Source organism: Marinobacterium nitratireducens (genome assembly GCF_014645375.1).
Lineage (GTDB): Bacteria > Pseudomonadota > Gammaproteobacteria > Pseudomonadales > Balneatricaceae > Marinobacterium_A > Marinobacterium_A nitratireducens.
Map to the genome: position 1 here is coordinate 45,559 of NZ_BMLT01000011.1, position 12,107 is coordinate 57,665.

Here is a 12,107-nt window from a genome sequence, read left to right on the forward strand (position 1 = left end):
CGCATATTCTGCTCAAACTGCTTCTCGAGGTCAACCCTGAAAACGCTCAAAACGTTGTTTGGGTATTCGATGCAGCGGGCAGCTCCCACTCCTTGATGACGACCATGATGGTCAGATCCGACCGCTGCAGCCTGATTCGCAGGGGCAGGCCCGGTCCGCCGTCCTTCGCGTAGGCGGAATAATGGATGATCCAGCCGCCCTGTTCAAGGGATGCGAGCCGATTTTCCAGAAAGGTGGGGGTATAGGAAAGTCCGGGGGCCGGCAGCCCCCGCACCCAGTAGTTGGCCTGACGGACCGGGAAGCTCCAGCCCAGCAGTTGCTGCAACAGCTCCTCGGGGCTTTGGGCGCTGAAGCGTCCCTCGCCGGCCACGTCGATGATCACCCCCTGGTCGTTACCGTCGATGCGGGCGCCGCCCTGGCCCAGCGGACCGCTGATCAGAATCCGGTAGTCGCCCGGCTGTTGCTGCCACTGCAGACGCGCCGAGTGGCTGTCGTCGGCGGTGCGAATGCCGACCTTGCCGTCCAGAGACCACTGCTGCAGCGCCGCCACGCGTTGCTGGTAATCCTCCCAGCTGCCCGTCGCGGGCAGCGGCGGCTGCGCCTTGAAGGCGCCGCAGCCGGCCAGTGTCAGGGTCAGGCACAGTAAAAGCAGGCGGCGCATCATTTGCCTCCGATATACTCGACCGCTTCGCGCAGGTGCTCGTTCTGCGGATCCTCGCTCAGGTGCAGTTCCAGCAACTCGCGGGCGCGGTTGCGCTGGTTGTCGGCCCAGTAGGCACGGATCAGGTGGCTGGCAACCTCGGGTTCGGGGAAGTTTTCGTAGGCGCGCTGCAGATAGTCGATGGCTTCGTCGAGACGCCCGAGCTTGAACAGCACCCAGCCCATGGAATCGAGGATGGCCGGATCGTCCGGTTTCAGCGCCAGCGCCTGCTCGATCAGGTCGAGGGCTTCGTTATAGCGTTGGGTATGGACCGTCAGGGTATAGCCAAGCGCATTCAGGGCGCTGGCATTGTCGGGCTCGATCTCCAGTACCTGGCGCAGATCGCTTTCCATCTGCTCGAAGTTGTCGGGCTCGATCAGCATGGCGCGGGTATATAGCAGCGCCACTTCGTCGCCCTCGGCTTCGATGGCGGCGTCCAGCAGCGCAACGGCTTCTTCGCGATGGCCGTGCAGGTTGAGCCACTCGGCCTGCAAGGTGTAAAGACGGGTCGCCAGTTCCGGGAAGCGGGCGCGACCTTCTTCGAGAATGATGGCGACGCGGGCGAAGTCCTCGTCGCGGTCGAGCATGTTCAGCGTGCGGGCGAAGGACTGGAACAGGTTGGGCCCTTCCTCGACCTGGCCGAAGTAGCCGATCGCCTTCTCCTTCTCGCCACGGGTCTGGGCGATGTAGCCGAGATAGAAGTAGGGCGCGGTGTTGTCCGGCTCGACTTCCAGCAGGGCTTCGAGCGCTTCGCGACTGTCTACCAGCCGGTCGTTTTCCAGCATCAGCAGGGCGAGGTAATAGTGCAGCTGATGGTCGTCGGGAAAACGTCGGGTCAGATCCTGGGCCGCGAGCACCGCCTGCCGGCCGGCATCGCTCTCGAACAGCAGCTGCACGTGCAGCACCTGCAGCTGGCGGTTGTCTCCGAAGCGTTGCTGGAACGGCCGGATCAGGCGCAGGGCTTCGCGGCTGCGATCGTTGAGACGCAGCAGCTCGGCTTTGAGCATCACGGCGTCGAGGTTGTCCGGCTCCAGTGCCAGCACCCGGTCGAAATCGGCCAGCGCGGCGTCGCTGCGGTCCAGCTGCTTGAGCAGCTGGGCACGGGTCAGCAGCAGGTTGACGTCGTCCGGGTTGCGCGCCAGCAGGCGGCTGATCATGGCGATGTAGGCATCCAGGACTTCGGGGCTCATGCTGTCGGACTGACTGCTGAGCAGCGCCAGGGCCTGGCGGCTGTCGGCCGCCATCGCCTGCTCCATCAGCGGCAGCGCGGCCTGGTAGTCGCCCTGGTGCAGCATCAGGCTGGCCGCGAGCTGATAGGGTTCGGGGTTGTCCGGATCGGCTTCTGTCCACAGCCGGGCGGCCTGCAGCATTTCGTCCGGGCGCTGGAGATACTGGGCGATCCGTGTGGCGCGCTCGGCCACGGCCGGATCCCGGGTGATACGGGCCTGTTCGAGATAGATCTCCAGCGCCTCGTCGAACTGGCGGCGCTGGCCCGACAACTCGGCCCGCAGCAGTTGGTAGAGGGATTCGCGGTTGAACTCGCCCGGCACCTGCGTTACGGGCTCAAGCGGGATATCGGCGATATTTTCGGTTGGCGCGGGTTGCGAACTGCAGCCGGCAATAAGCAGCGTTCCCAGCAATGTGCCGAACAGAGTCTTGTTCATGGGCGAAAGGTTCAGCTCCCTTGGATCATTCCGGTCACTATAGAGCAGGCCGAGGGGGGCTGTCATGCACAGCACCTGATGCGTTTTCTGTTTGGCGCCAAGAAGGTGTATGATTACGCGCCTGAATATTTCCGTAGAGGTTGTGCGACTTTTAAATGGCTCTACTGGCGCTTGGGATCAACCACAAGACCGCGCCGCTGGATGTGCGCGAAAAGGTGGCTTTTACGCCGGAGCAGCTGGTCGATGCCCTGGAGCGTGCGCGCGTCTCGGTCAAACTGCGGGAGATGGCGATTCTGTCGACCTGCAACCGCACGGAGCTCTATTGCTCGACCGACCTGGAAGGCTCGCGGGCACTGCTCGAGTGGCTGGGTCAGTACCACCGGCTCGACCCCAAGGTGCTGCAGTCCTGCTCCTACATGTATTGGGACAACGACGCCGCGCAGCACATGATGCGGGTCGCCAGCGGGCTGGACTCGCTGGTGCTCGGCGAACCGCAGATACTCGGTCAGCTCAAATCCGCCTTCGCGCTGTCGCAGGAGCACGGTCTGGTCGGCGCCGAGCTCGGTCGCCTGTTCCAGCAGACGTTCGCCGTCGCCAAGCAGGTGCGCACCGATACCTCGATCGGCCAGAATCCGGTGTCGGTGGCATACGCCGCGGTCAGTCTGGCGCAGCATATTTTCTCGGATCTGGGCAAGAGCCGGGCGCTGCTGATCGGCGCCGGCGAAACCATCGAACTGGTGGCCCGTCACCTCAAGCAGGCCGGCGTCAGGTCCATGACCGTGGCCAACCGCACCCTGAGCCGGGGGCGGTCGCTGGCCGAATCGGTCGGTGCCGACGCCATTCTGCTGGGCGAGATTCCCGACGCGCTGGCGCAGAGCGATATCGTGATCGCCTCGACCGCCAGCCAGCTGCCGATACTCGGCAAGGGCGCGGTCGAGCGGGCGCTGAAAAAACGCAAGCACAAGCCGATCTTCATGGTCGACATTGCGGTGCCGCGGGACATCGAGCCCCAGGTCGGGGAGCTGGACGACGTGTACCTCTACAGCGTCGACGACCTGCAGGAAGTGATCGAGGAAAATCAGCGTTCCCGCGAAATGGCGGCGCTGGAGGCCGAGGCGATCATCGAGAGCGGTGCCAGCGCGTTCATGCGCCAGCTGCGCGAGCTGGAGGCCGTCGATACCCTGACCGCCCTGCGCACGCGCACCGAGGTGCATCGCGACGAAGCGCTGCAGCAGGCGCTGAAGCAGCTGCGCCGGGGCAAACCGGCGGAAGAGGTACTGCAGTTGCTGGCCAACCGTCTGACCAACAAGGTACTGCATACGCCGACGATCCAGCTGCGCAAGGCCAGCGCCGACGGCCGCACCGACCTGCTGCAACTGGCGCAGGAACTCTTTCAGCTCTCGGATAATCCGGGGCAGGACTCATGATCATGGCCGCGACGGGGGTGCACTGCGTCCCCGCCGGCAAACCGAATTCGCTGGATACCCATCCATGAAAGCTTCAATCCGACAGAAACTGGAGCGGCTTGGCGACCGCTACGAGGAAGTGGCGGCGCTGTTGAGCGACGCCGAAATCATCGCCGATCAGAACCGCTTCCGCGATCTGTCCCGCGAGTACGCCGAGCTCGAGCCGGTGGTGGAGAGCTTCAACGCCTATCGCGGCGCGCTCGACGACCTGGCCGAAGCCGAACTGATGCTCGAGGACAACGATCCCGAGATGCGCGAAATGGCGCGTGACGAGATCGACGGCGCCCGGGCGCGCATCGAGCAGCTGGAAGCGGAGCTGCAGATCCTGCTGCTGCCCAAGGATCCCAATGACGCCCGCAACGTCTTTCTCGAAGTGCGCGCCGGCACTGGCGGCGACGAGGCGGCGATCTTCGCCGGCGACCTGTTCCGCATGTACTCCCGCTACGCCGAACAGCAGGGCTGGCGTATCGAGGTGATCAGCGCCAGCGAGGGTGAGCACGGCGGCTTCAAGGAAATCATCACCCGGGTGGTGGGGCAGGATGTCTATTCGCGACTGAAGTTCGAGTCCGGCGCACACCGCGTGCAGCGGGTGCCTGAAACCGAGTCCCAGGGACGCATCCATACCTCGGCGTGCACCGTGGCGGTGATGCCCGAGATGGACGAGACCGCCGAGATCGCCATCAACAAGGCCGACCTTCGCGTCGATACCTTCCGGGCCTCCGGTGCCGGCGGGCAGCACGTCAACAAGACCGATTCGGCGATTCGCATTACCCACATCCCCACCGGTGTGGTGGTGGAGTGCCAGGACGAACGCTCGCAACACAAAAACCGCGCCAAGGCCATGTCGCTGCTGGCGGCGCGCCTGCAGTCGGCGGAGCAGGAGCGCCAGGCCGCACAGATGGCCAGCACCCGCAAGAGCCTGGTTGGCAGTGGCGATCGCTCGGAGCGCATCCGCACCTACAACTTTCCCCAGGGACGGGTCACCGACCATCGCATCAACCTGACGCTTTACAAGCTGCAGGAAGTGATGGGCGGCGAACTGGGCGCTGTGATAGACCCGCTGCTGGTGGAATATCAGACCGAGCAGCTGGGCGCCCTGTCCGACGAGCAGTAACCGCCATGACCATTGCTCAGGCGCTGGCGCGCGCAGCGTTGCTGACCGCCAGCGACAGCCCGCGGCTCGACGTCGAACTGCTGCTGTGCCATCTGCTGGGCTGCGGCCGCACCTACCTCTTCATGCACCCGGAACGGGAGCTGGACGCGGGCGAGTCGGAAGCCTTCGAGGCGTTGCTGGCGCGGCGCCGGGCCGGCGAGCCGGTCGCGCATCTGACAGGCCGGCGCGGCTTCTGGACGCTGGAGCTCGAAGTCAGCCCGGCGACGCTGATTCCCCGTCCCGATACCGAAACGCTGGTGGAGCAGGCGCTGGCGCGTCTGCCGGACGGCGAATACGCGGTGGCGGACCTCGGCACCGGCACCGGCGCCATTGCACTGGCGCTGGCCAGTGAGAGGCCCCGCTGGCAGGTCACCGGCTGCGACCGCGTGACGGAGGCGGTGACGCTGGCCGAGCGCAACCGTCTGCGCCTTGGCATCGACAACGTCCGCTTCGTCTGCGGCAGCTGGTTCGAGCCGCTCGATGGGCGCTTTTCGATGATTGTCAGCAATCCACCCTACATCGATCCGGCCGACCCGCATCTGGATGAGGGCGACGTGCGCTTCGAGCCCCGCAGCGCACTGGTCGCCGGGAATCGGGGGCTTGCCGATATCGACCTGATCGCCAATGGCGCCCGCGACTACCTGGTGTCGGGCGGCTGGCTGCTGTTCGAGCACGGGTACGACCAGGGCGCAGCGGTGCGCGAACTGCTGGCGGGTCTGGGTTACGAGGCTGTCGGGACGGCCACAGACCTGGGGGGCAGGGACAGGGTCACGCTCGGGCGCTGGCCGGGGGTAGCGGACGAGGAGAACGATAATGCTCAGCGATGAACAGTTACTGCGTTACAGCCGGCAGATCGGGCTCTGCCGGATAGTGGAAGTGGAAATCGGCCGCCGTTTTTCCAGGGTTGCCGGGGAGGGTCTCAATGCTCAGCGATGAACAGTTACTGCGCTACAGCCGGCAGATTATGCTGCCTGAAGTGGAAATCGAGGGCCAGGAGGCCTGGCTGAATGCCCGGGTGCTGATCGTCGGTCTCGGTGGGCTGGGCAGTCCGGTCGCCATGTATCTGGCGGCCGCCGGTGTCGGTTCGCTGGTGCTGGTGGACGACGACGACGTCGATCTCAGCAACCTGCAGCGTCAGATCGTCCACCACAGCGGCCGCATCGGCAGACCCAAGGTGGAATCGGCGCGGGAAACCCTGGCGGCACTAAATCCCGATATCGCGATCCAAACCCTGTGCGAGCGGCTCTCGCCGCAGCGGCTGGAGGAGCTGGTCGAGACCGTCGATCTGGTGGTCGACTGCTGCGACAACTTCGCTACCCGCTTCGCCATCAACCGGGCCTGCTTCCGCCACGGGCGGCCGCTGGTTTCCGGTGCCGCTATTCGCCTGGAGGGCCAGGTGGCGGTGTACGATCCCCGCCAGCCCGACTCGCCCTGCTACCAGTGTCTGTACCGCGAAGGCGAGGAAGAGGGGCTGACGTGCTCCGAGTCCGGGGTGTTGTCGCCGCTGGTCGGCATCATCGGCTCGGTGCAGGCGATGGAAGCGCTCAAGGTGCTGGCGAATATCGGCCGTCCGCTGGTGGGGCGGTTGCAGTTGCTGGATGCCCACAGCATGGACTGGCGGACCTTGAAACTGAAAAAAGACCCCCAATGTTCGGTCTGTAGTCAGGTTGGGTGAGTTAAAAACAACGAGACGCTCCGACGTCATTGCGAGCCAGGCGACCGGCGCCGGCCCGATGGGAGAAAAGTTTTGAGTGACGACAAGATCATTCGCGATATTCTGGTGAACAGCAAAACCATCGCGCTGGTGGGGGCGAGCCCGCGGCCGCACCGGGCCAGCCATCAGGTGATGGGATATCTGCTGGCCAAGGGCTATCGCGTGATCCCGGTTAACCCCAACGAAGCCGGCGGTACCATTCATGGTCAGGCCGTGCGCGCTTCGCTTTCGGAGATCGAGGAACCGATCGACCTGGTGGATATTTTCCGCAACTCGGTCGATGCCGGCGATGCCGTCGATGCCGCCATCGAGGCCCATGCCAAGGCCGTATGGATGCAGCTGGGCGTGATCAACGAGCCGGCGGCCGAGCGGGCGATGGGCGCCGGCATGGGTGTGGTGATGGATCGCTGCCCGGCACTGGAAATCCCGCGCCTGGGGCTGTGAAGGAGGCTTTGCTGTCAGGCCTGAAAATTCAGGTTAATTTTCTGGGGGCTGGCGGTATTTTGAGAATATTTTCCTGGTCGTTGTCGTTGGTGCCATTAAAATATACAGCCTGACGACTTCAGACCCGAGGGTGGAACGGCAGCGGCGCAGGCCTTGCCGGTCGTCGCCCTGATCGCGGACCACTCCACGACAGCTTACAGGATTCCCGATATGAGCATTACCCGCATGGAAACCGGCCAGCGCATGAGCCGGATCGTTATCCACAACGACACCGTCTACCTCTGTGGCCAGGTGGCCGAAGACGCCAACGCCGACATTGCCGAGCAGACCCGCACCATGCTGGCCAAGGTCGACCGACTGCTGGAGCAGGCCGGCAGCGACCGCGAACACATCCTGTCGGCGACCGTCTACATCCGCGATATGAAGGACTTCGCCGCCATGAACGCCGTCTGGGATGCCTGGGTTCCCGAAGGTCATGCGCCGGCCCGTGCCTGCGTCGAAGCGCGGATGGCGCGCCCCGAGCTGCTGGTCGAGGTTTCCGTGACCGCGGCAGTGAAGAAGTAAGGGGCGGGATGTTTTTCCCAACGAAGGCGCCAACGGGCGCCTTCGTTGTTTTTGGGGAGCACGGGGAGTCGTGACGTGTTACGGGTTACGCGTGACAATCGCCCGTAACCCGTAACCCGTAACCCGTAACCCGTAACCCGTAACCCGTAAAATCAATGCAGCTTCAGGCCCACCCGGGTGACGCTGTCGCCTTCGATCTCCTTCACCACCAGGGTGACCGGGCCCAGCATCAGGCTGTCGCCGACCACCGGGTGCCCGTGCTGGTGACGGGCAATGCAGGCGGACAGCGTCTGCTGCTTGTCTTCCTCGCCGATGCGGATGCCATACGCCTGCTCGACGTCGGACAGCAGCGCCTCGCCGTTGAGGACGAACTCGCCAAAGAACGCCATTTCCGCCAGGTGTTTAGGACCATGGGGGGCGTTGAACTGGTGCCCCAGGGTGTCGATCTGGTCCGGCCGGCCGACGACCGCGATCAGGTCGCCATCCTGCAGGCAGGTCTCCGCCAGCGGTGGCAGGTAGCTACCGTCGCGAAATACTGCCGCGATGCCGCTGTCCGGAGGCAGACGCAGGCCGCCCAGCGGAGCCGGCCGCGTCCAGCGCTCTCCCTGCAGCCGGAACAGCAGCAGCTCGTGCTCGCCGACCGCCGGCACATCGATCGGGATGCGACGGTGTGCCTCTTCGTGGCCCGGCACCTCCAGCTTCAGCAGGCGGGCGACCGGTGCCAGGCTGGTGCCCTGTATCACCAGCGATACCAGTACGATGACGAAGGCGATATTGAACAGCAGCGGTGCCTGTTCGATCCCGGCCATGACCGGGAACAGCGCCAGCACGATGGGCACGGCGCCGCGCAGGCCGGTCCAGGCGATAAAGCTTGTCTCGCGCAGGTTGAACCTGAATGGCCACAGGGTTCCGAAGGTCGCCATCGGACGCGCCAGCAGAATCAGCACCGCGGCCAGCAGCAGGCCGGCCGGCGCGATGACCAGCAGTTCGGACGGATCGACCAGCAGGCCCAGTATCAGGAACAGGCACAGCTGGGCCAGCCAGGCGAGGCCGTCGTGCACCTGCAGGATGGCGGGCATCATGCGTACGCGATGGTTGCCGAGCAGGACACCGGCCAGATAGATCGCCAGGAAACCGCTGCCGCCAAGGGCGTTGGTACCGGCGAAGATCACCAGCCCGGATGCGGTCACCAGCAGCGGGTACAGCGCCGTCACCAGATCGACGCGGTTGATCAGGAAGACCAGCAGGCGTCCGCCAAGCCAGCCGCACAGTACCCCGATGCCAAACTGCTGAATCAGCATCAAGGGGGCAGACCAGAGCGAGGCGGCCTCGCCCAGGGTGATCAGCTCGATCAGCACCAGCGTGAGGAAGATTGCCATCGGATCGTTGCTGCCGGATTCGATCTCGAGCGTGGCGCCGACACGGGCGTTGAGGTTTAGGCCACGCCCCTGCAGCAGCGCGAAGACCGCTGCGGCGTCGGTGGACGAGACGATGGTGCCGGCCAGCAGCGCGTCGATCAGCGGCAGGTCGAAGATCAGCATCGCCGCCAGCCCCGTGATCAGTGCGGTCACCAGCACACCGATGGTGGCCAGCAGCAGTGCAGGGCGCAGGCCGACCCTGAAGGTTTCGCCGCGGGTGCGCATGCCGCCGTCCAGCAGGATGACCGCCAGCGCCAGGTTGCCGACCAGAAAGGCGGTTTCGAAATCGTCGAACTGGATATGACCGATGCCGTCTTCGCCCGCGAGCATGCCGACGCCGAGAAACAGCAACAGCACCGGCATGCCGACACGGTTGGACAGCGGACTGAGCAGGATGCTGAGCATCAGCATCAGGGCTCCGACGAGCAGGAACAGGGAGGTCATGCGTTCTATCCTTGAGTTGAAGTTGCGTCGGCTGGACGGGTCCACAGACGTCAACAGCCCCTGTGTCTTGTTCTTTTCTCGAGGCGCGGCGGGTGGGAGCGAAACTTTATTATACGGTGGTGCCGCCTGGCGGCAACGGGGAGGGAAGCCGATGCGGGGCAATATGGCAAAGCTGCTGGCGACGCTGCCGCAGCAGGGCCGTCTCGAACAGATACTGGTGCGCCCGGCCCGCGACGAGGCAATGCTGAGTCTGCCGCAGGCCGAGGTGGTACCGGGGCAGGGTATTGTCGGCGACCGCTTTTCCGGAAGGCTCGACAGCAAGCGCCAGGTAACGCTGTTCCAGGCCGAAATGCTCGGAGTGCTGGCCTCGCTGCTGCATGTCGAATTCATCGACCCGCGTCTGCTGCGGCGCAATCTGCTGGTCAGCGGCATCAGCCTGCAGGCGCTGAGCGGCCGGCGCTTTCGCATCGGCGAAGTGGTACTGGCGGGAGCCGGACAGTGTCACCCCTGCTCGCGGATGGAAAAGGCGCTCGGGCCCGGAGGCTTCAATGCCATGCGAGGCATTGGCGGGCTCTGCGCCCGGGTGGTCGAGGGCGGGGCGATCCGGGTTGGTGACCGGGTTATCGCGCTAGAGGATCATGAAGGCGTTGATACCCAACCTCTTCAATGACCGCGTAGGGCGCCTTGAGCGAAGAGGCGAATCGCGCCAAGAACCCAGGTCCGGGATGACTCTGTGCCGACCGATACCAATCGATCTGTACTGCGATCGATATGATGGGTCCGCGATGCCCGAATAACGAGGTGGCGGAAAAAGCGTACCACCGCATCGCTTGACCCATCCTACGCACTCTGCTCGCCACAAATCGGGGCTTGCATCTGCGACCGGATCTGTTCGGCGGTCAAGCCGATGGCAATCAGAAAGTGCAGTTTGGTGAAGGCGGCTTCAACGGTCAGGTCGCCGCCAGCGACCACGCCCAGGCGGTTCAGGGTGGCGCCGGTGGCATAGGCGCCCTGACTGACCCGTCCCTGAAGGCACTGGGTCAGGTTGACGACGACGATGCCGCGCCGTTCGGCGTCGGCCAGGGCGTCCATCAGTTCGCGATTACGATCCGGCGGGTTGCCGACGCCGAAGCTGCGGATCAGCAGCCCCTTCAGGGCAGGATTCTGCAGCAGTCCGGCGGCGATGGAGCCTGGCATTCCCGGATACAGATGCAGCAGTGACACCGCCTCGGGGTTGAACTCCGGTACCTTGAAGCGCGGTGAGTCCCGTTCCAGTAGCAGGTGGTCCTGCAGCTCGATATGAATGCCGACCTGCCCCAGCCAGGGGCAGTTGGGGGAATCGAAGGCGTCGAAGCCTGAGGCGCGCAGTTTGCAGGCTCGATTTCCCCGCAACAGGCGGCCGTTGAAATACAGCCCCACCTCCGGTATCCGGTAGTTGCCCGCCAGGATCAGTGCGGTGATCAGGTTGTCCAGCGCATCGTTGCGTGGCTCGATCAGCGGGATCTGGGAACCGGTGAGTATGACCGGCTTGTCGAGCCCCTGCAGCATGAATGACAGCATGGAAGCGGTGTAGGCCATGGTGTCGGTGCCATGGAGAATCACGAAACCGTCATACTGGCCGTAGTGATCGATCAGGGTGTGGCCGATGCGGGTCCAGTCCGATGGCTGGATATTGGAACTGTCGATCAGGTGCTCGAACTCGAGCAGGTCGAAGCGGGGCAGGTTCTGTTGCGCCTGGCCGATCAGACGCTCGCGCAGCAGCGCCTCGAAGCCGGGTACCGGTACGTATCCCTGATCCGACGGATGCATGCCGATGGTGCCGCCGGTATGGATGATCAGAACGTTGGATTTCATACACTTTCTCCAGGGTCGCTGCCGGCGAGGACCGTTCAGGGGGCGAGAAACTGCTGCCGGATCCGGTAGTCCTGACGGCACCTGAGGGCATAGTCCCAGGTGTCTGCGTCGATCGAACCGGGCGCCCGTTCGGGAAAGGCGCACCCTGAGTGAATGACAAAGTGTATCAGCTCCCGTCGCTGCGTGAGTATTGCACGCTCGATCAGCGAGAGACCGTCCGGGGCCCTGGCGTCGATATCGGCGCCGGCCTGCAGCAGGCGGCTCAGGTGCAGCATAAGCCGATGGGGCGGGCACTGGTCGAAACAGAGGTGCAGGGCCGGCGGTTCTTCGGGGGCCGGACTGTTCGGGTCGGCTCCGGACAGCAGCAGCGCGTCGAGCAGCGCAAGGCTGGCTTCGGGCTGCTGCAGCGCACAGTACAGCAGGCTGCGGCCATCGCGTCCGCTGCCGTTGGCGTCGGCGCCGGCGGCCAGCAGCTGCGCCAGCAGTTTCGGCCGGCCCGCACGAATGGCCAGTTCCGCGGCAGTATAGCCATCGCGCAGCGGGCGGCCGAGAAATTCGGCGTCGGTTTTGGCAACAACTTTGACGAGCGCGGCCTCATCGTTCTGTTCGAGCGCCTTGAGCAGTTTTTCCGGTCGGCTGTCCCGGAACGGATTGAGCATGAGAAGGTTTCCCGGTCGATGAAAGCC

The 12,107-nt window shown here is 64.5% G+C and carries 13 protein-coding genes; 8 read left to right on the forward strand and 5 right to left on the reverse strand.

The genetic code is table 11. The annotated features are described in order from the left end of the window. Positions 1–46 precede the first annotated feature (46 nt). On the reverse strand, positions 47–661 hold the full coding sequence (gene lolB, locus IEX85_RS18900) for a lipoprotein insertase outer membrane protein LolB (protein WP_188862185.1): 615 nt from the start codon (positions 659–661) through the stop codon (positions 47–49). Then, positions 661–2,364 (reverse strand): tetratricopeptide repeat protein, encoded by a 1,704-nt coding sequence (locus IEX85_RS18905; RefSeq protein ID WP_188862186.1) that lies wholly within the window; start codon positions 2,362–2,364, stop codon positions 661–663. Before IEX85_RS18905 ends, lolB begins: the two co-directional genes overlap by 1 nt. Before the next feature lie 155 nt (positions 2,365–2,519). On the opposite strand from IEX85_RS18905, the gene hemA reads away from it, so the two are divergent. The 7 genes from hemA (at position 2,520) to IEX85_RS18935 (ending at position 7,705) form a co-directional block, all read left to right on the forward strand. Then, a complete protein-coding gene (hemA, locus tag IEX85_RS18910; protein ID WP_188862187.1) occupies positions 2,520–3,791 on the forward strand; it encodes a glutamyl-tRNA reductase in 1,272 nt (423 codons plus the stop codon). Positions 3,792–3,855: 64 nt separating this feature from the next. Next, positions 3,856–4,944: a peptide chain release factor 1 gene (prfA, locus tag IEX85_RS18915; protein WP_188862188.1), complete on the forward strand. Its 1,089-nt coding sequence runs from the start codon at positions 3,856–3,858 to the stop codon at positions 4,942–4,944. Between the two features lie 5 nt (positions 4,945–4,949). Next, positions 4,950–5,810: a peptide chain release factor N(5)-glutamine methyltransferase gene (gene prmC, locus IEX85_RS18920; RefSeq protein WP_188862189.1), complete on the forward strand. Its 861-nt coding sequence runs from the start codon at positions 4,950–4,952 to the stop codon at positions 5,808–5,810. Further along, the gene (locus IEX85_RS24150; protein WP_268238100.1) at positions 5,797–5,919 is read left to right on the forward strand and encodes a hypothetical protein; all 123 of its coding nucleotides are present in this window, start codon (positions 5,797–5,799) and stop codon (positions 5,917–5,919) included. The genes prmC and IEX85_RS24150 overlap by 14 nt, the downstream gene beginning before the upstream one ends. Beyond that, positions 5,906–6,658: a molybdopterin-synthase adenylyltransferase MoeB gene (locus IEX85_RS18925; protein WP_188862190.1), complete on the forward strand. Its 753-nt coding sequence runs from the start codon at positions 5,906–5,908 to the stop codon at positions 6,656–6,658. Before IEX85_RS24150 ends, IEX85_RS18925 begins: the two co-directional genes overlap by 14 nt. Before the next feature lie 72 nt (positions 6,659–6,730). Next, the gene (locus IEX85_RS18930) at positions 6,731–7,141 is read left to right on the forward strand and encodes a CoA-binding protein (RefSeq protein WP_188862191.1); all 411 of its coding nucleotides are present in this window, start codon (positions 6,731–6,733) and stop codon (positions 7,139–7,141) included. 210 nt (positions 7,142–7,351) lie between these two features. Continuing rightward, the gene (locus IEX85_RS18935) at positions 7,352–7,705 is read left to right on the forward strand and encodes a RidA family protein (RefSeq protein WP_188862192.1); all 354 of its coding nucleotides are present in this window, start codon (positions 7,352–7,354) and stop codon (positions 7,703–7,705) included. Between the two features lie 152 nt (positions 7,706–7,857). On the opposite strand, the gene IEX85_RS18940 is transcribed toward IEX85_RS18935, so the two are convergent. Further along, positions 7,858–9,567 (reverse strand): potassium/proton antiporter, encoded by a 1,710-nt coding sequence (locus IEX85_RS18940; protein WP_188862193.1) that lies wholly within the window; start codon positions 9,565–9,567, stop codon positions 7,858–7,860. Positions 9,568–9,718: 151 nt separating this feature from the next. Here IEX85_RS18940 and IEX85_RS18945 point away from each other — a divergent pair, with 151 nt between their 5' ends. Next, positions 9,719–10,237 (forward strand): MOSC domain-containing protein, encoded by a 519-nt coding sequence (locus tag IEX85_RS18945; RefSeq protein ID WP_188862194.1) that lies wholly within the window; start codon positions 9,719–9,721, stop codon positions 10,235–10,237. Positions 10,238–10,407: 170 nt separating this feature from the next. Here the strand turns inward: IEX85_RS18945 and ansA are convergent, their stop codons facing one another. Continuing rightward, positions 10,408–11,421, reverse strand: a complete 1,014-nt coding sequence (gene ansA, locus IEX85_RS18950; RefSeq protein WP_188862195.1) for an asparaginase — start codon at positions 11,419–11,421, stop codon at positions 10,408–10,410. Positions 11,422–11,456: 35 nt separating this feature from the next. Next, positions 11,457–12,080: a hypothetical protein gene (locus IEX85_RS18955; RefSeq protein ID WP_188862196.1), complete on the reverse strand. Its 624-nt coding sequence runs from the start codon at positions 12,078–12,080 to the stop codon at positions 11,457–11,459. Positions 12,081–12,107 lie beyond the last annotated feature (27 nt).

What these genes read in the sequence shown, in the direction of transcription:
- IEX85_RS18940 (WP_188862193.1), bottom strand. Translation starts at nt 9,567, where the DNA reads ATGACCTCCCTGTTCCTGCTCGTCGGAGCCCTGATGCTGATGCTCAGC.
- IEX85_RS24150 (WP_268238100.1), top strand. Translation starts at nt 5,797, where the DNA reads ATGCTCAGCGATGAACAGTTACTGCGTTACAGCCGGCAGATCGGGCTC.
- IEX85_RS18925 (WP_188862190.1), top strand. Translation starts at nt 5,906, where the DNA reads ATGCTCAGCGATGAACAGTTACTGCGCTACAGCCGGCAGATTATGCTG.
- prmC (WP_188862189.1), top strand. Translation starts at nt 4,950, where the DNA reads ATGACCATTGCTCAGGCGCTGGCGCGCGCAGCGTTGCTGACCGCCAGC.
- IEX85_RS18945 (WP_188862194.1), top strand. Translation starts at nt 9,719, where the DNA reads ATGCGGGGCAATATGGCAAAGCTGCTGGCGACGCTGCCGCAGCAGGGC.
- lolB (WP_188862185.1), bottom strand. Translation starts at nt 661, where the DNA reads ATGCGCCGCCTGCTTTTACTGTGCCTGACCCTGACACTGGCCGGCTGC.
- IEX85_RS18905 (WP_188862186.1), bottom strand. Translation starts at nt 2,364, where the DNA reads ATGAACAAGACTCTGTTCGGCACATTGCTGGGAACGCTGCTTATTGCC.
- ansA (WP_188862195.1), bottom strand. Translation starts at nt 11,421, where the DNA reads ATGAAATCCAACGTTCTGATCATCCATACCGGCGGCACCATCGGCATG.
- hemA (WP_188862187.1), top strand. Translation starts at nt 2,520, where the DNA reads ATGGCTCTACTGGCGCTTGGGATCAACCACAAGACCGCGCCGCTGGAT.
- IEX85_RS18955 (WP_188862196.1), bottom strand. Translation starts at nt 12,080, where the DNA reads ATGCTCAATCCGTTCCGGGACAGCCGACCGGAAAAACTGCTCAAGGCG.
- IEX85_RS18935 (WP_188862192.1), top strand. Translation starts at nt 7,352, where the DNA reads ATGAGCATTACCCGCATGGAAACCGGCCAGCGCATGAGCCGGATCGTT.
- prfA (WP_188862188.1), top strand. Translation starts at nt 3,856, where the DNA reads ATGAAAGCTTCAATCCGACAGAAACTGGAGCGGCTTGGCGACCGCTAC.